This window comes from Ruegeria sp. BG3 (assembly GCF_056538485.1).
This window is the reverse complement of record NZ_JBQFTE010000002.1, coordinates 178,135-200,866: the sequence shown is the minus strand read 5'-3', so window position 1 is coordinate 200,866 and position 22,732 is coordinate 178,135. Positions and strand designations below refer to the sequence as shown.

21 protein-coding genes are annotated in these 22,732 nt (G+C 59.4%); 13 read left to right on the top strand and 8 right to left on the bottom strand.

The window, feature by feature from the left end:
* Positions 1-51: 51 nt before the first annotated feature.
* Positions 52-1,791 (bottom strand): serine protease, encoded by a 1,740-nt coding sequence (locus ACR0AI_RS04590; protein WP_480671922.1) that lies wholly within the window; start codon positions 1,789-1,791, stop codon positions 52-54.
* Between the two features lie 205 nt (positions 1,792-1,996).
* Here ACR0AI_RS04590 and ACR0AI_RS04585 point away from each other — a divergent pair, with 205 nt between their 5' ends.
* Positions 1,997-2,926 (top strand): glycine--tRNA ligase subunit alpha, encoded by a 930-nt coding sequence (locus tag ACR0AI_RS04585; protein WP_170376388.1) that lies wholly within the window; start codon positions 1,997-1,999, stop codon positions 2,924-2,926.
* Between the two features lie 8 nt (positions 2,927-2,934).
* On the opposite strand, the gene ACR0AI_RS04580 is transcribed toward ACR0AI_RS04585, so the two are convergent.
* Positions 2,935-3,567 (bottom strand): MarC family protein, encoded by a 633-nt coding sequence (locus ACR0AI_RS04580; protein ID WP_170765649.1) that lies wholly within the window; start codon positions 3,565-3,567, stop codon positions 2,935-2,937.
* 79 nt (positions 3,568-3,646) lie between these two features.
* On the opposite strand from ACR0AI_RS04580, the gene ACR0AI_RS04575 reads away from it, so the two are divergent.
* From ACR0AI_RS04575 to glmM, 8 genes are all read left to right on the top strand, one after another.
* Complete coding sequence (locus tag ACR0AI_RS04575) at positions 3,647-4,168, top strand: DUF6446 family protein (protein WP_480671919.1); 522 nt, start codon at positions 3,647-3,649, stop codon at positions 4,166-4,168.
* Between the two features lie 10 nt (positions 4,169-4,178).
* The gene (gene gltS / locus ACR0AI_RS04570; protein WP_170376394.1) at positions 4,179-5,390 is read left to right on the top strand and encodes a sodium/glutamate symporter; all 1,212 of its coding nucleotides are present in this window, start codon (positions 4,179-4,181) and stop codon (positions 5,388-5,390) included.
* Positions 5,391-5,399: 9 nt separating this feature from the next.
* Positions 5,400-7,619 carry a glycine--tRNA ligase subunit beta gene (gene glyS / locus ACR0AI_RS04565; protein ID WP_480671917.1) on the top strand — a complete coding sequence of 740 codons (2,220 nt, stop codon included), beginning with the start codon at positions 5,400-5,402 and terminating at the stop codon, positions 7,617-7,619.
* Positions 7,620-7,687: 68 nt separating this feature from the next.
* Positions 7,688-10,249 (top strand): pyruvate, phosphate dikinase, encoded by a 2,562-nt coding sequence (locus ACR0AI_RS04560; RefSeq protein ID WP_170376397.1) that lies wholly within the window; start codon positions 7,688-7,690, stop codon positions 10,247-10,249.
* A gap of 186 nt (positions 10,250-10,435) precedes the next feature.
* Entirely contained in the window at positions 10,436-11,077 is a 642-nt protein-coding gene (locus ACR0AI_RS04555; RefSeq protein WP_480671915.1) for a cell wall hydrolase, read from the top strand.
* Between the two features lie 163 nt (positions 11,078-11,240).
* The gene (locus ACR0AI_RS04550) at positions 11,241-12,161 is read left to right on the top strand and encodes a dihydroneopterin aldolase (RefSeq protein WP_480671913.1); all 921 of its coding nucleotides are present in this window, start codon (positions 11,241-11,243) and stop codon (positions 12,159-12,161) included.
* Positions 12,158-13,156 carry a dihydropteroate synthase gene (gene folP, locus ACR0AI_RS04545; RefSeq protein WP_480671911.1) on the top strand — a complete coding sequence of 333 codons (999 nt, stop codon included), beginning with the start codon at positions 12,158-12,160 and terminating at the stop codon, positions 13,154-13,156. The genes ACR0AI_RS04550 and folP overlap by 4 nt, the downstream gene beginning before the upstream one ends.
* 34 nt (positions 13,157-13,190) lie before the next feature.
* The gene (glmM, locus tag ACR0AI_RS04540) at positions 13,191-14,534 is read left to right on the top strand and encodes a phosphoglucosamine mutase (RefSeq protein ID WP_480671909.1); all 1,344 of its coding nucleotides are present in this window, start codon (positions 13,191-13,193) and stop codon (positions 14,532-14,534) included.
* Here glmM and ACR0AI_RS04535 read toward each other — a convergent pair.
* Both ACR0AI_RS04535 and ilvC read right to left on the bottom strand, forming a co-directional pair.
* Positions 14,531-15,433: a DMT family transporter gene (locus tag ACR0AI_RS04535; RefSeq protein WP_480671907.1), complete on the bottom strand. Its 903-nt coding sequence runs from the start codon at positions 15,431-15,433 to the stop codon at positions 14,531-14,533. The genes glmM and ACR0AI_RS04535 overlap by 4 nt on opposite strands.
* Positions 15,434-15,558: 125 nt before the next feature.
* On the bottom strand, positions 15,559-16,581 hold the full coding sequence (gene ilvC / locus ACR0AI_RS04530) for a ketol-acid reductoisomerase (RefSeq protein ID WP_170665343.1): 1,023 nt from the start codon (positions 16,579-16,581) through the stop codon (positions 15,559-15,561).
* A gap of 131 nt (positions 16,582-16,712) precedes the next feature.
* Here ilvC and ACR0AI_RS04525 point away from each other — a divergent pair, with 131 nt between their 5' ends.
* Complete coding sequence (locus ACR0AI_RS04525; RefSeq protein ID WP_480671905.1) at positions 16,713-17,168, top strand: Lrp/AsnC family transcriptional regulator; 456 nt, start codon at positions 16,713-16,715, stop codon at positions 17,166-17,168.
* Complete coding sequence (locus tag ACR0AI_RS04520; RefSeq protein WP_170376412.1) at positions 17,165-17,623, top strand: Lrp/AsnC family transcriptional regulator; 459 nt, start codon at positions 17,165-17,167, stop codon at positions 17,621-17,623. The genes ACR0AI_RS04525 and ACR0AI_RS04520 overlap by 4 nt, the downstream gene beginning before the upstream one ends.
* A gap of 6 nt (positions 17,624-17,629) precedes the next feature.
* Here ACR0AI_RS04520 and ACR0AI_RS04515 read toward each other — a convergent pair whose 3' ends face one another.
* Positions 17,630-18,331, bottom strand: coding sequence for a GntR family transcriptional regulator (locus ACR0AI_RS04515; RefSeq protein ID WP_480671903.1), 702 nt, complete (start codon positions 18,329-18,331; stop codon positions 17,630-17,632).
* Positions 18,332-18,562: 231 nt separating this feature from the next.
* Here ACR0AI_RS04515 and ACR0AI_RS04510 point away from each other — a divergent pair, with 231 nt between their 5' ends.
* Positions 18,563-19,690 (top strand): aminotransferase class V-fold PLP-dependent enzyme, encoded by a 1,128-nt coding sequence (locus tag ACR0AI_RS04510; protein ID WP_480671901.1) that lies wholly within the window; start codon positions 18,563-18,565, stop codon positions 19,688-19,690.
* Positions 19,691-19,702: 12 nt separating this feature from the next.
* Here the strand turns inward: ACR0AI_RS04510 and ACR0AI_RS04505 are convergent, their stop codons facing one another.
* From ACR0AI_RS04505 to ACR0AI_RS04495, 3 genes are all read right to left on the bottom strand, one after another.
* The gene (locus tag ACR0AI_RS04505; RefSeq protein WP_480671899.1) at positions 19,703-20,899 is read right to left on the bottom strand and encodes a UbiH/UbiF family hydroxylase; all 1,197 of its coding nucleotides are present in this window, start codon (positions 20,897-20,899) and stop codon (positions 19,703-19,705) included.
* Between the two features lie 73 nt (positions 20,900-20,972).
* Positions 20,973-21,221: a hypothetical protein gene (locus tag ACR0AI_RS04500; protein WP_170470040.1), complete on the bottom strand. Its 249-nt coding sequence runs from the start codon at positions 21,219-21,221 to the stop codon at positions 20,973-20,975.
* 86 nt (positions 21,222-21,307) lie between these two features.
* Positions 21,308-21,952, bottom strand: coding sequence for a pyrimidine 5'-nucleotidase (locus ACR0AI_RS04495; protein ID WP_170642214.1), 645 nt, complete (start codon positions 21,950-21,952; stop codon positions 21,308-21,310).
* A gap of 100 nt (positions 21,953-22,052) precedes the next feature.
* Between ACR0AI_RS04495 and ACR0AI_RS04490 the strand changes: the two genes are divergently transcribed.
* Positions 22,053-22,700, top strand: coding sequence for a GntR family transcriptional regulator (locus tag ACR0AI_RS04490; protein ID WP_480671897.1), 648 nt, complete (start codon positions 22,053-22,055; stop codon positions 22,698-22,700).
* Positions 22,701-22,732 lie beyond the last annotated feature (32 nt).

The following is a 22,732-nucleotide window of genomic DNA, read 5'->3' as shown; positions in this document are numbered from 1 at the left end:
AAAGAAGCCGCCGCGCAGAAGCGCAGCGGCTATTTCAGTCTTAGGACGTTGTTAGTCCCAGCAATGCACCAGAACGGTCATTCCATTTGCGCGGCGGCTCAGCTCATTGGGTGAGATCTCAGCCGTCTCTTGCGCCGCTTGGCCCGAGATGCCCGCTTGCGACAGGACATCATTCAGCCCTTGGGTCGAAACCGCCAGGCTGACCGAGCGGGGCAGGGTGCGGCCCTCGGACGGGGAGGGCAGCAGCATGCCGACGACGCTACCACTGTAGTCAAAGACCGGACCACCGGCATCGCCCGGCTGGGCGGCCAAAGCGAGGCGCTTTACACCGGTTTCACCATTTAGGCCGCGCACGTCTGCGATTTGGCCGAAGGTCAGGGTAGGCGCCCCCAAAGCCCCTTCGTAAGAGAACCCGGAGACCGCGACCTCGGACTGAATACGCGGCTGGTCTGAGCGGAACTCGGCTACGTTGATCGGGGCCAAAGACTTGCGCGGGCGCAGGACAGAGACGCCCAGAACGGCATCCGTCCAGGCCACCTGAAGCTCCTGATCACCGTCCAGCGTGACACGGCTGCAGCTGTCGGCGGCCTCGGATACGGTCAGAACAGTGCCGGACGCATCCGCAAAGAAGCCCGAACGAGACAGGCGCGGTTTGCGAACCTGAAGACCCGAGACCAGATCGACGCGTTGCTCAGCATCTGCGCCTGCGCTTGAATCCAGAACCGCATCCGTGGTGGCAAAGCTGGCCTTCATCGCGGCCAGAACGCGGGCGCGGCGGGCCTCATCGCCCTCGGGCCAGACCAGCGTGAAGCCTTTGATCTTGCCATCCTTCAGCGCCGCTTCGGTATAAGAGACGATGCCTTTGCCGCGCCCTTCAAGAGTAAAGCGATCACCGCGCAGCTCTCGCAGGCCGACCAGCGGCACGATTTCCAGCGACTGCATCACCTCATAAAGCGCGCGCAGCGTGGATTTGCCGCCCTCCTGACTGATCAGCAGCGCCTGTGCGTTCAGGTCAGAGGTGCTTTTGAAATGCGCGAAAGGGGCCTCATAGCGGTCAAAGGCGATGGCTCCCAGCGGCAGATCAACCGAGATCCCGGCCTGACCGTCGGTGTATCGCTTCATTCCAACGCTGATCAGCGGCGCGTTATAGTCTTCAATCAATGCGGCGCGTTGGACAGTGGTCAGAACGCCGGTTGCCTCATATCCGTTGAAGCTCTGCCAGTCAGCCATCGACCGGCGTGTACCTTGGCCGAAGGCTCCGTCGATGGTCGAGTTGTAGAAGCCGGCAGCCTGAAGTGCAGTCTGCAGGTCCCTGCGTTCCTGCGACGTGAGTAAACGTTCGGATTGCAACGCCTGGGCACGGGTTTCATCCGAAGGCTGCGGGGTTGCGTCGGACAGCGTGTCGATGGTGGGTTGTTCGGGTTCTAACGGCGGGACAACGGTGCCCCGGTTCAACACATTTGCCCCGATCGGCCAGTACTGCTGGCCCAAGGAACTTGAGAAAGTAATGAAGCTGTCGCGCGGGATTTGTCCCTCAGAGCGGTAAACCCGCAGCACCTGTTCTGCGTCGCTGCGCAGATAGGGGCCGATCACAATGGCGTACCAACCGCTGTTTAGGCGAAAGCCGTTCACGTCAGGCAGTGCGCGGGCGTAATCCTGCGCACGATCCTGTGCCTCACGCAGGGATGGCTGCGCCTCGACCTGAACCCAGACGCCCTGATCTTGCTGGGCGGTTGCGGCGCGTAGGCCAACTAAAAGAAACAATAGAATTGCCGTAAATACTCGTGTCATTTTCTGCCCGTTTATGCAGTTTTGATGCTTTTGCTCAGAATACCCGATTTCGGGTGGCGAAAGCCATGGTGGGAATGCGGGGAATTTGCGGTGTGGCAGCGCAGATACAGCAAGGACCCATTGGCCCGTTGACGCCCCTCGGCCCCTTGCATAGGAAGGGCCAAACCCATCGGAACCGGGCGCAGGCGCGCCCAAAGGGAATGTCATGACCGATCAGTCCAGCGCACCTCGTTCTTTTCAGGAGATCATCCTGCGGCTTCAGACCTATTGGGCCTCGAAAGGCTGTGCGATTCTGCAGCCTTATGACATGGAGGTGGGCGCTGGGACGTTCCACCCGGCGACAACCCTGCGGGCGCTCGGGTCCAAGGCATGGGCCGCGGCCTATGTCCAACCCTCGCGTCGTCCGACCGACGGGCGCTATGGTGAGAACCCGAACCGTCTGCAGCACTACTATCAGTATCAGGTTCTTATCAAACCCAGCCCGCCGGACCTGCAAGAGCTGTATCTGGGCAGCCTCGAGGCTATCGGCATCGACATGGAGCTGCACGACATCCGTTTTGTCGAGGACGACTGGGAAAGCCCGACCCTTGGGGCATGGGGTCTTGGATGGGAGGTCTGGTGCGACGGTATGGAAGTCAGCCAGTTCACCTATTTTCAGCAGGTCGGTGGTCATGATTGCACGCCGGTCTCAGGTGAACTGACCTATGGATTGGAGCGTCTGGCGATGTATGTGTTGGGCATCGACCATGTGATGGATATGCCGTTCAACGATCCTCAGTCCCCCAGCCCGCTCACATACGGTGACATCTTCAAGCAGACCGAAGAGGAATACGCCCGTTGGAACTTTGATGTGGCCAACACTGAGGTTCTGCTGCGTCATTTCGAAGAAGCTGAGGCCGAATGCGCCACCATTCTGGCGCAACAGCATGATGATCCGAAAACCGGCAAACGCATCGTGATGGCGCACCCGGCCTATGATCAGTGCATTAAGGCCAGCCACATCTTCAACCTCCTGGACGCGCGCGGGGTGATCTCGGTGACCGAACGGCAGGCCTATATCGGCCGTGTCCGAGCGCTGGCCAAGCAATGCGCTGATGCGTTTGTCCTGACCGAGGCCGCCGGGTACGAGGCCTGATGCAGCGTTCAGGCCAATCCGGGCAGCAATGCCTTGAGGCCGTCAGAAATCATGCCGATGGCGATGGCCGACAGGATCATACCCATGAAGCGGCTCATGATGACGCGTGCGTTGCTCGAAAGACGTTTGGACAGCCATGGGGCATTCCAGAAGGTGACCAGAAGCAAGGCGACGACGGTCAAGAATACACCCGCGAAAACAACAGCTTCAAGCGGCTTGTTGACGTGATGCGCGTACAGGATCAGGGTCGTGATCGTGCCCGGGCCAACCAGAATGGGAAAGGCCAGCGGATAGAACGCGACTGTGTCAGGCGCAGGATAGGCCTCTTTTTCTCCGTCCGTCCCGTGATGCGAGGTGCTTTCGTTGCCGTTCAGCATATTCAGGCCGATCATGAGCACGACCAACCCTCCGGCGACACGCAGATGGTCCACGCTGATTCCGAACAAGCTCAGCGTCTGACTCCCAATGGCTGCGAACGCGCCGCCCAGGACCAGGCAGTAGAGCGCGGTTTTAACTGCGACTTTACGTTGATCCGCAGGGGGCAGGTCCTGCGTAACACTCAGGAACACAGGCAGGTTGGTGATCGGGTTCATGATCGCAAACAGCGCACCAAAGAACCCAACGGCGAGGGTCGATTCCATGAAAACACCCTTGTGGTTTCCAGTTTCCACCCGAAACCTGTCCCATTTTTCAGGAACTTGAAAGAGGCAGCCTAAGACAATGACGGGAAAATTGCTTGCGATCATTCTGGGGCTTTCGGCCGTGCTTGCCGGGGCGGGCATGTATTACCTGCAAGTCTACGGCTTTTATTATGAGGTCGAACCCATGCCCGGACAGGACGTCGCCCTCTTGTCCGTGGGCGGTGAGACTCCTCAGCCGATTGCCTATTCGTTGTTTCAGGCGATTGATGCAGACAGCTCTCCGATCCGGTACCGGGCCTGCTTCAACACGGATCTCTCCAAGGAACAATTGTCGGGTTTCACAACGGTCGAGAATGCAGAGCCCTTGACCGCTCCGGGTTGGTTCGACTGCTATGATGCGGTCGCTATAGCCGATGCGTTGAAGACGGGGCAGGCGCAGGCCTACATGAGCGCGAAGAATATCCACTACGGGGTGGACCGCATTGTTGTGATTGCTGAGGATGGGCGTGGCTTTGTCTGGCATTCTCTGAACAATTGCGGTGAAAAAGCCTATGATGGCACCGTGGTCGGCGAGGAATGCCCACCCAGACCGCAGCAGTAAGGAGACCGCCATGCAGCACGTCGTCGAAATCCCTGAGTTTCTGACGGCGACCTTAGGTTTTGCCGTCTACCTGCTTGGCGCGCGGATCAATGATCAAGTCGCCGCACTTCGCAATTTCAACATCCCCGAACCCGTGACCGGAGGGTTGCTGGCTTCGTTTGCCGTTCTGGCGCTGTATTTGATATTCGATCTTGAACTCGCATTCGAGCTGGGTACGCGGGATTTTCTACTGGTCGTATTTTTTGCCGGGATCGGATTGAATGCACGTCTTTCGGACCTGATTTCGGGCGGCAAGCCGCTGTTTTTGCTTCTGATCCTGACCCTTGTGACGATCGTTTTGCAAAACGTGATCGGTGCGGCTGGCGCTTCCATGTTTGGTTATCCGGCGCAGGCGGGTGTTCTGTTCGGCTCGGCGGCGCTGATCGGCGGGCACGGGACCGCAATCGCATGGGCGCCCGAAGTTGCGCGGGCGACAGGGTTGGACAGCGCGACCGAGTTGGGTGTTGCCGTTGCAACGCTAGGTTTGGTTCTGGCCGCCCTGGTCGGTGGACCGATTGCGCGGTTGCTGGTTGAAGGGCGCAATCTCAGCCCCGACCGTCCAGACGAGGGGCCCAGTGTCGGATTGCCGGACGAAACAGAAGGCAGGTCGCTCGATATCGACCACGTGTCGATCATGCGCGTTTTGCTGCATCTCAACCTCGCGATCATTGCGGGTTATTCTCTGGGCGAAGCGATCTCAGCTGCCGGTCTCAAGCTGCCGCTGTTCGTGCCATGTTTGATCATGGGAATCGTCATCGCCAATGTGCGCGCCTTAGTGGCACCGTCGGCCCCACCGGTATCGCGAACGCCATCGCTGGCGTTGATCTCGGAATTTGCCTTGGGCGCGTTTCTGGCGATGTCACTGATGAGCCTTCAGCTCTGGACCATCGCCGAGCTTGGCATGGCCATTGTCGTCATCATGTCCGCCCAGACCCTTTTCACGGTAGTTTTTGTGCTGTGGGTGTTGTTCCCTGTCATGGGTTCAAACTACCGCGCCGCGGTTTTGGCTGCGGGGTTTGGAGGCTTCGCTTTGGGTGCAACCCCCACTGCTATCGCGAATATGACCGCAGTAACCAAGCGATATGGCCCATCGCCTATTGCCTTTATCGTGCTGCCCCTTGTATCCGCATTCTTTGTGGATATCGCCAATGCCATCGTCATCCAGACGATCGTAAATTTCTAAGGACCGAAAATGCCCGACCTGCTGATCGAACTGTTTTCCGAGGAGATCCCCGCGCGTATGCAGACCCGCGCGGGTGAAGACCTGAAAAAGCGGATCACCGATGGTTTGGTCGAGGCCGGTTTGACCTATGCCTCTGCCGCCGCCCTGACTACGCCGCGCCGTCTGACCTTGGCAGTCGAAGGCTTGCTGACCGAGAGCCCCACGATCCGCGAGGAACGCAAAGGCCCCAAGGTCGGCGCGCCAGACAAAGCGATCGAAGGCTTCTTGCGCGGCGCTGGTTTGACCCGTGACCAGCTAGAGGAACGCGACACCCCCAAAGGTGCGGTCTATTTCGCCCAGATCGAAAAGCCCGGACGCCCGGCGGCAGAGATTGTGGCCGAGGTGCTTGAAGCCACAATCCGCAACTTTCCATGGCCCAAGTCGATGCGCTGGGGCTCCGGTCCGATGCGGTGGGTGCGGCCTTTGCACTCGATCCTGTGCATTCTGACCGATGAGACGGGTGCGCAGGTTGTCCCGCTTGAGGTCGAAGGCATCACATCCGGTGACACGACCGAGGGCCACCGGTTCATGGCCCCGAACCGCTTTGCCGTTACCTCGTTCGAGGATTACGCCGCCAAACTCAAACGCGCCTTTGTGGTGTTGTCACCCGAGGAACGTGCCGAGCATATCTGGAACGATGCCCAGAACATGGCCTTTGCCGCTGGTCTGGAAGTGGTCGATGACAAGGGTCTGCTGGCCGAGGTAGCTGGTCTGGTTGAATGGCCAGTTGTGTTGATGGGGCAGATTGACGACGAATTCCTCGACCTGCCGCCCGAGGTGTTGCAGACCTCGATGAAAGAGCACCAGAAGTTCTTTTCCTTGAAGAACCCCAAAACGAGCCGGATCGAGCGGTTCATCACCGTCGCCAACCGTGAAACTGCCGACAATGGCGCGACCATTCTGGCAGGGAACCAAAAGGTGCTGTCGGCCCGCCTGGCGGATGCGAAATTCTTCTGGGAGAACGATTTGCGCGTCGCCAAAACGGACATCGCCCAATGGACCCGCGCGCTGGAAAACGTGACCTTCCACAACAAACTGGGCACGCAGGCCGAACGCATCGACCGCATCGCCGCGCTGGCCCGCGAACTGACGCCGGTGACCAGAGCGGATGCAGATCAGACCGAAAAAGCCGCGCGTCTGGCCAAGGCCGATCTGAGCTCCGAGATGGTCTATGAATTCCCTGAGCTTCAGGGGCTTATGGGCCGCTATTACATCGAATCCGCAGGCGAGGACGCTGCCGTGGCCGCCGTGGCACAGGACCACTACTCGCCGCTTGGTCCGTCAGATGACGTGCCGACCGCGCCGCTCTCGGTGACAGTGGCACTGGCCGACAAGCTGGACACGCTGACAGGATTTTGGGCGATTGATGAGAAGCCCACCGGTTCAAAAGACCCGTTTGCCCTGCGTCGTGCTGCATTGGGTGTGACTCGATTGATACTCGAAAACGATCTGCGGCTGTCTTTGGATCGGTTCTTTGACAGCCAACTGATACGAGCAGAAAGCGCAATCAATGAGGCGCTGCCGGAAGCCAATGTTCTTGATCTGTTAGAAGAAATCGCAGAACGAGGTGTCTTTGGCGCTGCGTTTCAGACCGTGCGAGACAAAATAGATGATTTGCCTGCGGCAGCTTTTCTTGAACTTGAGAAAAAGGTCCCAGACGCATCTGACGATCTTCTGTCGTTCTTCCACGACCGTCTCAAAGTCTTCCTCCGCGACGAGGGCATCCGACACGACATCATCGACGCCTGTATTGCGATGGACGGCAATGACGATCTCAACTTGCTGGTCAAACGCGCCCGTGCTCTGAACGCGGTGATCGCGACCGAGGATGGGGAAAACCTCGTGCAGGGGTTCAAGCGGGCCAACAACATCCTGACGCAGGCCGAAGAGAAGGACGGGGTCGAATACTCCTACGGTGCGGATGTGAAATTCGCCGAGACCGACAGCGAAAAAGCTCTGTTTGCGGCACTGGATGCGGCGCAGGCTCAGATTGATCCGGCGCTCAAGGCCGAGGATTTCCCGACCGCCATGGCGGCCATGGCCGCGCTGCGCGGGCCGGTCGATGCGTTCTTTGAGGATGTGCAGGTTAACACCGACAATGACATCCTGCGTCGCAACCGTCTGAACTTGCTCAGCCAGATCCGCTCGGTCTGTTCCAGCGTTGCCGATCTGACCAAGATCGAAGGCTAAAGGTCCGGGCGCGCGGATTTGCGCGCCCAGATCACCCTTGCGTGACGGGCGCAGGGGCCTATGCTGCGGTGAAACCAAAAGGTGCCGCAGTGCAGAATAATCCGCATACCACGCTCATCACGTCCACCGCACCCGTTGCCCCGCACACCCATGGGGGGCGGGCAAAGTGCCTGCAACGTCTGGTCCGGTTGGAGATGCCGGTGCCGCGCACGGTCGCGTTGTCTTTTGACGCGGTGCAGCGCATTGCCGAGGGACAAATCCCCGATCTGGCCGCAATCCTTGAGCAATTCGAGCCGACGGCGTTGTTGTGTGTGCGTCCCAGTTCCGAGGACCCCGATTGGGGCGGCCCCGGTGCGGTTCTGAATATCGGTATGAACGAAGCGCGGTTTGCTGAGTTGTCGAACTCGATGGGTGATGAGCCTGCCGCCGCCATGTATCTGCGCTTTGTGCAAAGCTACGCGATCCATGTGGCGCGTCTGGATGCGGATGTGTTCGACGAGATTGACGAGGATGGTGTCGCGGGGTTGAAGCGTACTCTGCACGCCTATGAGGATGAGACTGATGAGGTTTTTCCCGAGGATCGCGGTGAGCAGCTGATTGGAGTTCTGCGCTCGATGGCGCGGGCGTGGGATGGCACCTCAGCGCGCCTGTTACGTCAGGCCAAGGGCGCTCCGGCCGATGCGGGGTTGGGGCTCGTCATCCAAGAGATGATACCGGGCGTCGGACAGGGCGAATGCGGATCGGGTGTGTTGCAGTTGGTGGATCCGACAACCGGGATGCCTCAGATCACTGGCCGGTACCTGAGCCAGAGTCAGGGGCGGGATGCGTTGGGCGAAGACGTCTCGGCGCTGTATCTTGAGAAAGACCCGCGGGGACCGTCTCTGGAAGAAGTGGCGCCCAACGCATTTGCCGATCTGAAAGCTCAGGCCGCTTTGATGCGCGAGAAGCTGCGCGAGGAAATGCAGGTCGAATTCGTGATCCAGAACGGCAATGTGCATATTCTGGACGGCGTGCGCGTTCAGCGGACCTCGCGCGCGGCGATGCGGATTGCGGTGCGGCTGGCTGAAGACGGTATCATCCCGCCACAAGAGGCGGTGATGCGCGTGGACCCTCATGCACTGAACGAACTGTTGCACCGGCAGGTCCACCCCGAGGCAGAGCGGGATGTACTGACCACCGCGATTGGCGCAAGTCCGGGGGCGTCGACCGGCAAGATCGTGTTTACGGCCGCCGAGGCGCAAGCCAGCGCCGCGCGGGGCGAAGCCTGTGTTCTTGTACGCCGCGAAACCTCGCCCGAGGATGTTCGGGGCATGCATGCCGCCGTTGCCGTTCTGACCGAAAAGGGAGGGATGACCAGCCATGCCGCCGTGATCGGGCGGGGTTTGGGTCTGCCTTGCATCGTCGGTGCCTCTGAAATGCGGTTCCAGACCAAGAAGAAAATGCTGACGACCCCGGATGGGCGAGTGTTCAAGACCGGAGACGTTCTGACGATCGACGGAAGCTCGGGTCAGGTTCTGGCGGGGCAGCCCGAGATGCTTGAGGCCGCGCTGGACGACTGCTTCCAGACACTCATGGGCTGGGCGGATGCCGAGCGGGATATCGAAATCCGCGCCAATGCCGATACCCCTGCGGATGCGCAGACTGCGCGCAATTTTCAGGCGCAGGGCATCGGCCTGTGCCGGACCGAGCATATGTTCTTTGACCCCGGCCGCCTGATCGTGATGCGCGAGATGATCTTTGCGCAGACCTCCTCGGGTCGTGCCGCCGTGTTGGAGCGTTTGCTGCCTATGCAGCGCGACGACTTTGTGCAGCTTTTCCGCATCATGGAGGGGCAACCGGTCTGTATTCGCCTGTTTGACCCGCCGCTGCACGAATTCCTGCCCACCACCCGCGGCGGCCAGCGCGAACTGGCCGAAGCTCTGGATCTGCCTGTCTCGGATGTGGAGCGTCGTGTCTCCGCAATGACCGAATACAACCCGATGCTGGGCCTGCGCGGGGTTCGTCTTGGCGTTACAGTGCCTGAAATCTACGACATGCAGGCTCGCGCGATCTTTGAAGCCACGCTGGAGGCGCGGAAGAACGGCGCACCGGTCGTGCCTGAGGTGATGATCCCTCTGGTTTCGGCCAAGCGAGAGGTCGAGTTGGTCAAATCCCGCATCGACTCGGTGGCGGCCGCTGTCGCTGCCGAAAAGGGGCAGGAGTTCGAATACCGCCTCGGTGTGATGGTCGAAACACCACGCGCTTGCCTGCGCGCCGAAGAGATTGCGCCAAACACCGCGTTTTTAAGCTTCGGAACCAACGACCTGACCCAGATGACCTATGGTCTTTCACGCGACGACGCGGGGCGTTTCATGTCGGCCTATGTCCGGCAGGGGGTGTTCACAGAGGACCCGTTCCATGTTCTGGACGCCGACGGGGTTGGCGAATTGCTCAAGCTCGGGTCCGAGAGAGGGCGCGCGGCACAGCCCGATGTGACCCTTTCAGTCTGCGGAGAACACGGCGGAAACCCCGAATCAATCGCCATTTGCCGCGATCTTGGCTTTGACTATGTGTCCTGTTCTCCGTTCCGGGTACCGGTCGCTCGGCTGGCTGCCGCTCAACTGGCGATTTCGTCCAGACTTGGGGGTTGACAGCAGCCTGAAACCCAATGATTAGTGGTCAATAAGCGAACTTGTGGCGGAATTGTTTTTCTCCACGAGCGAATTTCCACTTGTATTTGTCTCTGATCTGGACCTTTGCGCAAGACTGCGCTAAATGCCTCGTCGCGCCCGCCGGGGGAGGGTTTGGCGCGTGAAGTGCCTGTGCGAGGTTATCTGATGCTACGTTACATAATGGCTGTTGCCACATTGGCGGCAACCGTGCTGCCGAGTGCGTCCTACGCTGAGAGGGAAGCTACGGATGCCAATAAGAAAGAACTAGTTACCCGCAGTGAATTGCCGGGTCAGAGCTTTCGGGATTATCTAAAATTGTTCCAGCCGCGCAAAGTGGTGGAACCGATCAAAGTATCCTATTCTAAGGATTGGCTGGACCAACAGCCCAAAGCGTCTGGAGATGAAAACTGGAAATGCCTGTCAGAGGCGCTGTATTTTGAAGCCCGCGGCGAAAGCGTGCGCGGGCAGTTTGCAGTGGCCGAGGTTATCCTGAACCGGGTCAAGAGCAGCCGCTTTCCCGACAGCCTTTGCGGTGTGATCCGTCAGGGGACCGGTAAAAAGTACCAGTGCCAGTTCACCTATACATGTGATGGCCGCAAGGAAGTGATCCACGAGAAGAAAGCCTTTGAGCGTGTCTCGAAAGTCGCCCGCGCGGCGATGGATGGCGTTGCCAAAGAGCTGACCGAAGGGGCGACCCACTATCATACCACTGCGGTTCGCCCGTCCTGGGCGCGGGTTTATAAACAGACGGCGAAGATTGGTGTTCACATCTTCTACCGTCACAATTACCGCACTGCGAGCAACTGAGGCAGGTCTAGCGCTGCGTCTTGAATTCAAGGCGCAGCGTATACCATTGCACGCAGAAAAAGCGTCGAAATCAGCGGTTGGAATGGCGTTTGTATGAATGCTATAGGCCCTCGAAACGCCTAAACTGGGCGAAAGTTTCACCGAGCCCAAGAAGGCCTGACCCATGAGTTCTGAAATCCGCCTCGCTTTTGCGCACCCCTCTGAACGGTCCGAGGCGACCTCGCCCAGAGGGCCTTTGGATCGCATCTCGCTCCGTGATCATACTGTCGAGGTTGAGATCGGTGCCTTTCAGGCCGAACGCGGCACAACCCAGCGTATCTGCTTTAATATCGTGGTTGAGGTGCGTCCGCTGACCTCGGATATTGACGATGATGTGGATCGTATCCTGTCCTATGACCGCGTGACCGAGGCGATTGCTTATGAACTGGCGGCCGAGCGTCTGAACCTGTTGGAAACGCTGGCTGAACGTGTGGCCGAACGTATCCTGCTGGAGCCGCAAGCGGTTCGCGTTTTTGTCCGGATCGAAAAGCTTGATCGTGGCCCCGGTGCGCTTGGGGTCGAGATCGTGCGCGGCAAGGACGCTGTGCATCACGACGTCGTCGAAGAGGAACGCCCTCATCCACGTCTTGTTTATCTATCGAATGAGGCGATGGCGTCGGACAATCTGACCGGCTGGATCGATCAGTTGGAAAACCGTCAGCGTCCCTTGATCCTGTGTGTCGGGGCCTCGGACCTTCCAGTACCGCAGACGGGTCACGCTATGACCCAGCGCCGCATCGACCTTTTGTCGATCGAACAGAACGCGTGGGTTCTGGCCGCGTGCGATCATCGCTGCGTGGTTGTGTCGACCCGGACCGAGCTGGATTGGGCGATGAAGAACGGCCAGATTTGCGTCTGGGCCCCGTCAAAGATCGTTCTGGATGCTGTCGACGGCCCCTCTGCCGCGCCCTCCGACGCAGTTGCGCTGGCGGCATGGTTTGCCGCCACCTTTGAGGCCAGCGAGATGATGGTGATCGGAGGCGCCTTGCCGAAAGAGCCGAAAACGCCGCTGCGTGCTGTGGCCATTGATCAGGCACAATTGTGAGCCGCTACTACCGACCGCTGGTCCAGCACGGTACGGCTCGTCCCGATGACGCCGTGCCTATGGCCGGACAGTCGCTCTGGTTCACTCATGCCGAAGCGCTTTCGCGCGATGGAGCGTCTCAGGTCGTAGCTGCAGCGGATATCCCCGCGGATGTGCTACAGCGCCTCAGCCGACCGCGCGCGGCGCTGTCCGGTTTGGATATGGCGCGCCCTCATATAATGGGTATCCTGAACGCAACGCCTGACAGCTTCTCGGACGGTGGCATCCACAGCTCGATCGAGGCCGCGCAGGCCGGAGCCCTTGAGATGGTCTCACACGGCGCCACGATTCTGGATATCGGCGGAGAATCTACGCGTCCTGGTGCAGATTTAGTCCCAGCAGACCAAGAGATCGCCCGGACCCGCCCGGTGATCGAAGCGATCCGGGCTGAAACGAATGCTTTGATCTCAATCGACACCCGCAAGGCCGTTGTGGCCAAAGCGGCTTGCGAGGCCGGGGCGGGGCTGGTCAATGATGTCTCGGGCTTCACCTTCGACCCGGAGCTTGCGCCATTCTGCGCAGGGCTGGGCGCGCCTGTGTGTGTCATGCATATGCAGGGCGATCCCGCGACCATGCAGGACAATCCGGTCTATGAAAACGTCGTGCTGGATGTCTACGATTTCCTGGCCGGTCAGATTGAACGGCTCGAGGCGTTAGGCCTGAACAGAGATCTGATTATCGTCGATCCCGGCATCGGTTTCGGCAAAACCGAGGAGCACAATCTGGCCCTGCTACGTAACCTAAGCCTGTTCCATGGTCTAGGCTGCCCGATTCTACTGGGTGTCTCGCGCAAGGGCTTTATCGGCTCCATCGGGCAGGAGCCGCGAAAAACCGCACGCGCGCCGGGATCAATCGCGGTTGCTCTGGACGGATTGTCCCAGGGCGTGCAGATCATTCGGGTCCATGACGTGGCCGAGACCGCTCAGGCCTTGCGCCTATGGGCTGCCGTCCGTTAATCCGGTCACAAGCAGAATTTACGGAGAGTCGACTATGCGCAAGCTGTTCGGAACTGACGGTGTGCGAGGCACAGCCAATACGCATCCGATGACAGCAGAAATGGCCTTGCGCATAGGTGCGGCGGTCGGGCGCTATTTCCGGCGCGACACGACCGGAGTTCACCGCGTGGTCATCGGCAAGGATACGCGCCTGTCCGGCTATATGCTGGAAAACGCGCTGACGGCGGGTTTGACTTCGACTGGCATGAACGTATTGCTGCTGGGTCCGGTGCCGACCCCTGCGGTCGGGCTGATGACCCAATCCATGCGCGCGGATCTGGGCGTTATGATTTCGGCCAGCCACAATCCAGCGGAAGATAATGGTATAAAGTTCTTCGGGCCTGACGGATATAAACTCTCAGATCAGGCCGAGCTTGAGATTGAGCGTTTGATCGAAGAAGGCGTCAGCCCCGCTCAGGCGCAGAATATCGGGCGTGCCCGTCGGGTTGATGACGCGCGGTTCCGCTATGGCGAGCGGGTCAAATCCTCGCTTCCGCGCGATGTGCGTCTGGATGGTTTGAAAGTGGTGATCGACTGCGCCAATGGTGCGGCCCACCGAACGGCGCCTGAAGTCCTGTGGGAGCTTGGTGCCGAAGTCATCCCAATGGGCGTGTCGCCGAACGGCAAGAACATCAATCTCGAATGTGGTTCGACCAAACCGCGCGTGGCTGCGGAAACCGTTGTTTCACATGGCGCGGATGTTGGTATCTGCCTCGATGGCGACGCGGATCGGGTCGTCATGATTGACGAAAACGGCAATGTTGCCGATGGCGATCAGCTGATGGCTTTGTTAGCCGGGGCGTGGGCCCGCGCCGAACAGCTGCGTGGCGGTGCTTTAGTGGCGACGGTCATGTCCAACCTCGGGTTGGAGCGGCACCTGCAAGGGCAAGGCCTGCGGCTGGAGCGGACGGCAGTTGGCGATCGCTATGTCGTGGAACGGATGCGTCAGGGCGGATTCAACCTCGGTGGCGAGCAATCCGGCCATATCGTCATGAGCGACTATGCCACAACCGGCGACGGCCTGATGGCGGGTCTGCATTTCCTGTCGGAGATGGTTCTAACTGGACGCAAAGCCTCTGAGCTTGCGCAGCAATTTGAAACGGTGCCTCAGCTGTTGAAGAATGTGCGCTATCAACAGGGTCAACTGCCGCTTGAGGTTGCCAGCGTTCAAGCCGCGATTGCCGATGCCGAAGCGCGCTTGAACGGGCAGGGTCGTCTGCTGATCCGCAAGTCAGGGACCGAGCCTCTGATCCGTGTCATGGCTGAATGTGAAGACGCCACCCTGTTGACGCAGGTGGTTGATGGCATCGTGGCCGAGGTCGAGGCAGCGGCGTCCTAGCGGCCCATCAGAGCTTTGCGCAGGCTGAACCACTGGCTGATGGCCATGCCCGTCAGGATCAAAGTCAGTGCGATGTAGAATCGCAGAGGCAGGGCCTCAGACAAAATCCAAGCTCCGAAAACCATCGACCAGACGGGGACCTGATAGTTCACGAGGGTCAGAAATACCGACCCCGCGCTGCGCGTGATCGAGACACGCAAGAGGTTCGCCAAGGCCGTCGGCACCAGGCCCAATACGATCAGCGCCAGAGTGGGTCGGGTGCCTTGCCATTCGGGCAACCCCTCGGTCATCAGCATGATCGGCAGCAGCAGCGCCGCGCCCACCAGCAGGGTCAGGGCGGCCAGTGCAACCGGATCAATCGGAGGGCACCGCCGCGTCAGGATGGATGAAACCGCATAGCACAATGCCGCCGTGATGCAGGCCATTTGCGCAAGCGGCTCGGTTCCTTGGCCCAGTTGCAAAAGCCCCGGACCAATCAGGACCAATGCGCCGGAAAACCCAAGGCACACCCCCAGAAATCGACGCAGGTTGAGCGCTTCGTCCGAGAAGAAATGCGCCAGTGGCAGCACCATCAAGGGGATAGCCGCCATAGACAGGCCCGCAAAGGCCGACGGCACAAATTGCTGTCCCCAACTGAGCAGCATGAATGGTATTGCCGTGGACAGCACGCCGATCAGGATGATTGAGCCGCTGAGTGTCGGGGTGAGCGTTGGAAACCGGCGTCCGGTGATCCGCATCAGCAAGAGCAGTGTCAAAGCGCCAAGCGTAGTGCGAGACGTTGCAACCGTGATTGGGCCATACCCCTCAAGCGCCATGGCCACGACCATGAATGTACCGCCCCAGATAAGGCCAAGCGAGAAGACGCCAATCCAATCCTGTTTTGTGGGCTGGGACACCATGTTAGTACCTGTTGCTTAGGGTAAAAAAATCGCCTTTGGTCAGGCGTTTATGGGCTGAGATTTAAGCGGGTTCAAATGAAAAAAGGCGGCCATATGGGCCGCCCTTTCGCCAACGGGTGCCGGGCTTAGTTCTTTTCTTTGTCGACCATTTTGCCGGCCGAGATCCAGGGCATCATGGCGCGCAGTTTGGCACCGGTTTCCTCGATCATGTGCTCGTCATTGGCGCGGCGCGAGGCTTTGATGGTCGGCTGGCCAACGGCGTTTTCCAGCATGAAGTCGCGAACGAATTTACCCTGTTGGATGTCGTTCAGAACCTCTTTCATACGCGCTTTGGTCTCGTCGTATTTCAGGATACGCGGGCCTGTGACGTACTGGCCGTACTCGGCCGTGTTCGAGATCGAGTAATCCATGTTGGCGATGCCGCCTTCATAGATCAGGTCAACGATCAGCTTCACTTCGTGCAGACACTCAAAATAGGCCATCTCGGGCGCGTAGCCCGCTTCGACCAGAGTTTCAAAGCCACAGCGGATCAGCTCAACCAGGCCACCGCACAGAACGGCCTGCTCGCCGAACAGGTCGGTTTCGCATTCTTCACGGAAGTTGGTCTCGATGATGCCCGAACGGCCGCCACCGATGGCCGAGCAATAGGACAGGCCGATTTCCAGTGCTTTGCCGGTTGCGTCGTTGTTGACGGCAACAAGGCAAGGCACGCCGCCACCTTTGGTGTATTCGCCACGCACGGTGTGGCCGGGGCCTTTGGGGGCCATCATGATGACATCGACGCCTTCTTTAGGCTCGATCAGGCCGAAATGGACGTTCAGGCCGTGCGCGAAGGCAATGGCCGAGCCCGGCTTGATGTTGTCATGCACGTATTTCTTGTAGGTTTCAGCCTGCAGTTCGTCGGGCATGGTGAACATGATGACGTCGCACCATGCTGCCGCTTCGGCGATACCCATGACCGTCAGGCCTTCAGCTTCGGCTTTCTTGGCCGAGGGCGAACCTTCGCGCAGGGCGACGACCAGGTTCTTCGCACCCGAGTCGCGCAAGTTCAGCGCGTGCGCGTGGCCTTGCGAGCCATAGCCCAGGATGGCCACTTTTTTGTCTTTGATCAGGTTGATGTCGCAATCGCGATCGTAGTAGACGCGCATTTTGCTGGTCCTTTCTGTTTCGATTGCTGTGCTTTTAGCCTGAGCCTTTGGTGTTGGCGATAGGGTTGAGATTGAGTATTTGTAAAAAAGATGAAGAATAATTCTCTGAATTTTGGAAACGTGAAAAAATCATGCTTGATGATGTTGATCGGCGGATACTGCGCCATTTCCAGTCGGACCCAAGCCTGACAACGGCAGAACTTGCTGAACGGTGCCGTATCAGTTCGGGTGTTTGCTGGAGGCGTATAGAAAAGATGCAGGCGGCAGGGGTGATCGAAGGCCAAGAGGCCGTGATCGACTGGGCCGCCTTGGGCTACGCGGTTGAGGTCTCGTTGCGGATCACGCTGGACAAGACGCAGGCTCGGGCGTTTGACGAATTCACCGCGGCCGCGCGCGAGGTTGCTGAGGTGATCGAAATTCAGACCTTCCTTGGCCGCGTGGATGTGCGCCTTTCGGTACTAGCGCGGGACATGGCCCACTATCAGCAGGTCTATCGGGACCGCATTCTGACCCTACCGCATATCGCCGATATCGAGGCCTTGATGCACATCGCGCGCGTCAAACGGGATGAGGTACTGCCAGTATGATCGAGCTGGATGAGATCGACCGCAAGATTCTCCGCGCACTGGTGCAGGACGCAACCCAAAGCGCCGGTGCGCTTGGGCGTCGACTGGACCTGTCGCAACCCGCCACATGGCGGCGCATTCGCCGGTTGGAAGAGGCGGGCGTAATAAAGGGCCGTCGTCTACGCCTGAACGCCGAGGCTTTGGGGTTTGGTGTCACCGTCTTCCTAGGAGTTAAACTGGCGCGCAAGGGGCAGGTGAGTCTTGAGGATTTCGAGCGCGCCGTCAGCGCCATCCCCGAGGTACAGACCGTCGAGCATGTTCTGGGGTTATACGATTACCGCCTGCGCGTGGTGGCGCGAGATCTGTCGGATTTCGAACGGGTCCTGCGGCGGCGGATCATGACCCTTCCCGGTGCCGGCGATGTGGAGGCAAATGTCTTGCTCAGCGAAGAACGGTTGCCCGGACCAATTGGTTGAACCGGATCAGTACTTGGTGCGAATGCAGAAGCCCGGATGATGCGTCATCCGCGCAAAGGTCAGGGGCTTTTCATCCTTCCAGGTTGTGCGCTCCAATCGAATCATCGACGTGCCTGCGGTGGTACCCATGAACTCGGCCAACCGGCTGTCGGCCGACACGGCGCAAAAGGCGACCTCGGCATCGGTGAACGGCGCTGCATTCAGTAGCCATTCATGTGGGCCATTATCGCTCAGGTCGGCCTGCTCGACTTCGGGGACAGTATCAAGGTTGATCCAGCGCTCTTCCAATTGAAATGGCCTGTTGTCGGCGTAGTGCATGCAAATGACGTGCAGGATGCGCGCGTCTGGCGCCACGCTGAGCTGCGATGCCAGCCAGCCGGGGCTGGTGACAATGTTGCGCTCGACCAGAGCATAGCGATACGCCGCGTTCTGGTTTTCAACCACCTGACGTGTCAACGAAAACTCCAGCTTAGCATGTTTGCTGGGCTCTTTCTTGACGCGTGTTCCGCTTTTGCGTTTGCGTTCGACGACCCCCTGATCAGCCAGTTCGCGCAGGGCGCGGTTAACGGTCGCGCGGGCGCAATTGAATTCTTCCGCCAGCTGGGTCTCGGTCGGCAGCAATGATCCCTGAGGCCAAATTCGGCTTTCGATCCTGCGTTTTACCTCATCTCGAACACTCTGAAAGCTGATCCGCTTATTTGCAGTCACGGGTTCTAATTTCCCTTCGTTTTAAAAGTGTATGCATCTGGGCAGAAGCACGCAGAAGTGTAAAGGGTATGTGATACTAGTTGGCGTCAATACTAAAATATTGGCGCGTATGAGGGTTAATTTTTACTGAAAAACAAAGATGACTTTGCGTCACCTTTTCGTCGGAAATGCGCTTTACCCGCAATGATAATGTGTTGAAGGTGCCGTCAACACTGATTGAAAGGACATCAAATGCCCGCCTTGCTGAATTCCATCGACCCAAATGGCCTCGAAGAATTTTCGGTTGTGTTCACGGACCGATCCCTGAATCACATGTCTGCCAGCTTTCAGCTGGTGATGCGCGATATCTCGGGCATGCTGAAACAGGTCTACAATGCGGATGGCATTGCCATCATCCCCGGTGGTGGCACCTATGGGATGGAGGCCGTGGCCCGTCAATTTGCCCGTGATGCCAATGTCTTGGTGGTGCGCAATGGGTGGTTTTCCTACCGTTGGAGCCAGATTATCGAAAACGGCGCTCTGACCGGATCGGTCACGGTGATGAAGGCGCGTGAGACCGGTAATGACAGTCCTTCGCCTTTTGCGCCCGCACCAATTGACGATGTGGTTGCGGCGATCCGCGAGCAGCGCCCGGATGTGGTGTTTGCGCCGCATGTGGAAACCTCGGCCGGGGTGATTCTTCCGGATGACTATGTCTCGGCCATGGCCGCAGCCGCGCATGAGGTCGGCGCGCTGATGGTTCTGGATTGCATCGCGTCCGGCTGCGTGTGGGTCGACATGAAGGCTACCGGCGTCGATGTTCTGATCTCGGCCCCGCAGAAGGGGTGGAGCGCGTCGCCTTGTGCCGGTCTTGTCATGCTGTCCGAACGGGCCGAGGCGCGGTTGCAGGACACTCAGTCCGACAGCTTTGCCATTGACCTCAAGAAGTGGCGGCAAATCATGCAGGCCTATGAGGACGGCGGTCATGCCTATCACGCGACCATGCCAACCGACGCGCTGCGCGCATTCCGCGATACGATGGCCGAGACACAGGACTACGGCTTTGAAAAACTGCGCGAGGCGCAGTGGGCCTTGGGCAATGGCGTGCGCGCGATGCTGAAGGACAAGGGCATCGTTTCGGTCGCGGCCGAGGGCTTTGGCGCTCCGGGCGTTGTGGTCAGCTACACCGCCGATCCCGAGATTCAGAATGGCAAGAAATTCGCCGCGTTGGGAATGCAGATCGCGGCTGGCGTGCCTCTGCAATGTGATGAGCCTGCTGGTTTCAGCACCTTCCGGCTGGGTCTGTTCGGTCTCGACAAGCTCTATGACGTTGATGGTACGATTGCGCGTTTGAAGCGCGTGTTGGATCAGGTTCTGTAAGCCACTTGGGCCTCAGCGCATACCGAGGCCCATCTGCATCAACGTCTTGCGTACCGGCGCCATGGAATAAAGCGCGTTGAGGCCCATGGCGCGTGCATCCCTCAGGGGTCGCGCCTCAAGCATTGAGGTGCGGTTCAGAAGGTCGATCCCCTTCACGCGCAGCTCGATCTCGGCATGGCGGGCTTTGTGGTAGGCCTCAAGCATCTGTGCATCGCCCAGAGTGTCGGGCCGAGCCTGTGCAAGGTCCAGCAGCGTTCGCAGATCGCCCAGAGACATGTTTAGACCCTGCGCGCCGATGGGCGGCACGACGTGGGCGGCTTCGGCCATCAGGGCAATACGTTCACCCGACAACCGTTCGGCGGATTGGCTGATGATCGGCCAGATCGTGCGGCGTGAGGCCAGCTTCAAAGGTCCAAACAACCCGCAGGAGCGTTCAGTCATCGCGACCTCGAAGGCCTCGGCGTCGAGGTTCAGCAGTTCGACCGCGCGCGGACCGCGCTCCATCCAGACAATGGCCGACGATGGCTGACCCTGCCAATCGGGCAAGGGCACCAAGGTGAATGGCCCGCCAGAGCGGTGGATCTCGGTCGAGATATTCTCATGCGCAATGGGGTGTGTCACCGCAAAGGCCAGGGCCTTTTGGCCGTAACGCGTGGTGTGAACGGAAATCCCGGCGGCTTCACGCATCGGTGAGTCGCGCCCGTCCGCGGCGATCACCAACTTGCAGCGGATGCGGCTGCCGTCGCTCAGCCCTACTCGGGCCTCGGCGGTGCGTGTGAACAAGCTGACCGTCGCTGTGCCGGGTCGGAAATCGACATTGGGCAGCTCGGACAGGCGCGCAACCATCTCGCGCCGCAGCAGCCAGTTAGGCAGGTTCCAGCCAAAAGGTTGCTCGGAAATGTCCGAGGCGTTGAAGTCCCGCACGACGCGCGGTTCGGGAACGTCGCCGCCCGCGTCAACGATCCGCATAACTTGCAGCGGTGCGGCGTGGCTGTCCAGCCGGTCCCACAATCCGCATTGTTCCAGCAAAATGCGGGAGGGTTGCAGAAACGCGGTGGTCCGCAGGTCGGAGCCATCCACGTCGCGTTCGGTGATTGGCGGTGTTGGGTCTACGCATACCACTTTATACCCAGCGGCGCCGAATGCGGCGGCAGCGGTCAGCCCGGCGATGCCGCCGCCGGAAATCAGGATATCACAGCTGTCAGTCATGGCGCATTCTCCGTTCCCGGCAAAACCTAGTTCGGTTCATGCCCCTGCGCCAAGCGACATCCTGTCCCGCGTGTCAGCCCCGCGAAATCAGGATGAGGACCAGAAACATCACCGGAACCATCATCAGTGCAGGGATGTATAGGCCCGGCAGTCCAAACAGCAATGCCGAACAGCCCCACATGCTCACAATCGCAGCGGCGGTATAGCCCAGGTCCTCGGGGCGGCCATCGGCCACGTCGCGGGCCATCCAGCCAAAGAGGGGAATTGCAAAGAGAAGGCGCTGCCAAATCGGCAGGCGCTGCGGCATCATTGTCGCGGTCATCAGGGTCTCCGTTCTGTTCGTCGCAGACCGGCATATAGGGATGATTTTGCAGCTGCAGAATATACAGATCGTCGCAGTGTGACAGCCTATCGCAGGCGGGCGAGGAAGGCGGTCAGATCGTCGGTATGATGGTGGATATGATCGGCATCATGCGGGTCGGGTGCGACGTGAACCGTGCGCATTCCCATCTCATGTGGGGCAGCCAGATTTCGCGGGTCGTCTTCGAACATCGCGGCCGTCTCCGCTGTGATCCCGTCCTGTGTAAAGATTGCCTCGAACGCGGCCTTTTCGGGTTTAGGCCGATATCCGGCATGCTCGACCCCGTAGATGGCATCAAACAGACCGGTCAGCCCACGCGCTTCAAGGACACGCTCGGCATAAGGGGCGCTGCCATTGGTGTAGACGATGCGGCGACCGGGCAGGGCGCGTATGTGGTCAGCCAGTTCGGTGTCTGGGTCCATATGGCTCAAGTCGACTTGGTGAACCGCATGCAGGTAAGGGTCGGGGTCCAGATCATGCTCGGCCATTAAACCAGCCAGAGTGGTTCCGTATTCACGCCAGTAGTGCCCGCGCAGACGGTCAGCCTCGGCCCGGTCGACGCCGATGGCTTGCACGACGTAATCCGTCATCAACACCTCGATCTGATCGAACAGGCGCATCTGTGGCGGGTAGAGGGTGTTGTCCAGATCGAACACCCATTGCGTGACGTGGCTGAAGGACGGTTTAACCATGCCTTGGGTGTAGGGCGCTGCGGGAGGGTTTTCAATGCCGCACTTGATTGCAGACGGTCAGGACGGATAGACAGGTCCGAACGAGGAGACCAATCGCCCCATGCCCCAATCCAGACACCCCAGCAAAGACGCGTATACGCTAATACTCGACGCCATTGATGTCGGTATCTACAAGCCCGGAGATCGTCTGGTCGAAAGCGAGTTGGCCGAACGGTTCGGCGTATCACGCACCCCCATTCGCGAGGCGTTGCAACGTCTGGAAACGCAGTCTCTGCTTGAACGGGACGGGCGATCGCTGATCGTGGCTTCCCTGAACCACAACCAAATGGCCGAACTTTACATCGTGCGGCGCGAGTTGGAGGGGCTGGCCGCAAGCCTCGCTGCTAAACATGCGACCGAGGAAGAAATTCGCGTGTTGCAGGAGATGGTCGCCGAGGATGATGCGCTGGTCGATGATCCGGCGGCGTTGTCGCGGGCGAATCGACGGTTTCATGAGCAGATCCATTTGGCGTCGCACAACCGCTATCTGGTGCAACAACTGGACCTTGTGCATCGGACCATGGCGTTGATGGCGACCACGTCTCTGGCGGCGCAAGGGCGCAGTGAAATCGCGCAGAGCGAACATAAGGGTATCGTCGACGCCATCGCTGCGCGCGACGAAGAGGGCGCGGCGAAAGCGCTGAAAGAGCATATCTCGGTCGCGTTCATGACCCGGCTGAAGCAAGATGCGATCCGGCGCGACGGCTAAAGCGTTTTGCGTTTTTCTCAGGTAAAGTTATC

Coding starts and splice junctions, on each gene's coding strand:
- ACR0AI_RS04590 (WP_480671922.1), bottom strand. CDS start 1,791: ATGACACGAGTATTTACGGCAATTCTATTGTTTCTTTTAGTTGGCCTA.
- ACR0AI_RS04585 (WP_170376388.1), top strand. CDS start 1,997: ATGACCGATCAGTCCAGCGCACCTCGTTCTTTTCAGGAGATCATCCTG.
- ACR0AI_RS04580 (WP_170765649.1), bottom strand. CDS start 3,567: ATGGAATCGACCCTCGCCGTTGGGTTCTTTGGTGCGCTGTTTGCGATC.
- ACR0AI_RS04575 (WP_480671919.1), top strand. CDS start 3,647: ATGACGGGAAAATTGCTTGCGATCATTCTGGGGCTTTCGGCCGTGCTT.
- gltS (WP_170376394.1), top strand. CDS start 4,179: ATGCAGCACGTCGTCGAAATCCCTGAGTTTCTGACGGCGACCTTAGGT.
- glyS (WP_480671917.1), top strand. CDS start 5,400: ATGCCCGACCTGCTGATCGAACTGTTTTCCGAGGAGATCCCCGCGCGT.
- ACR0AI_RS04555 (WP_480671915.1), top strand. CDS start 10,436: ATGCTACGTTACATAATGGCTGTTGCCACATTGGCGGCAACCGTGCTG.
- ACR0AI_RS04550 (WP_480671913.1), top strand. CDS start 11,241: ATGAGTTCTGAAATCCGCCTCGCTTTTGCGCACCCCTCTGAACGGTCC.
- glmM (WP_480671909.1), top strand. CDS start 13,191: ATGCGCAAGCTGTTCGGAACTGACGGTGTGCGAGGCACAGCCAATACG.
- ACR0AI_RS04535 (WP_480671907.1), bottom strand. CDS start 15,433: ATGGTGTCCCAGCCCACAAAACAGGATTGGATTGGCGTCTTCTCGCTT.
- ilvC (WP_170665343.1), bottom strand. CDS start 16,581: ATGCGCGTCTACTACGATCGCGATTGCGACATCAACCTGATCAAAGAC.
- ACR0AI_RS04525 (WP_480671905.1), top strand. CDS start 16,713: ATGCTTGATGATGTTGATCGGCGGATACTGCGCCATTTCCAGTCGGAC.
- ACR0AI_RS04520 (WP_170376412.1), top strand. CDS start 17,165: ATGATCGAGCTGGATGAGATCGACCGCAAGATTCTCCGCGCACTGGTG.
- ACR0AI_RS04510 (WP_480671901.1), top strand. CDS start 18,563: ATGCCCGCCTTGCTGAATTCCATCGACCCAAATGGCCTCGAAGAATTT.
- ACR0AI_RS04505 (WP_480671899.1), bottom strand. CDS start 20,899: ATGACTGACAGCTGTGATATCCTGATTTCCGGCGGCGGCATCGCCGGG.
- ACR0AI_RS04500 (WP_170470040.1), bottom strand. CDS start 21,221: ATGACCGCGACAATGATGCCGCAGCGCCTGCCGATTTGGCAGCGCCTT.
- ACR0AI_RS04495 (WP_170642214.1), bottom strand. CDS start 21,952: ATGGTTAAACCGTCCTTCAGCCACGTCACGCAATGGGTGTTCGATCTG.
- ACR0AI_RS04490 (WP_480671897.1), top strand. CDS start 22,053: ATGCCCCAATCCAGACACCCCAGCAAAGACGCGTATACGCTAATACTC.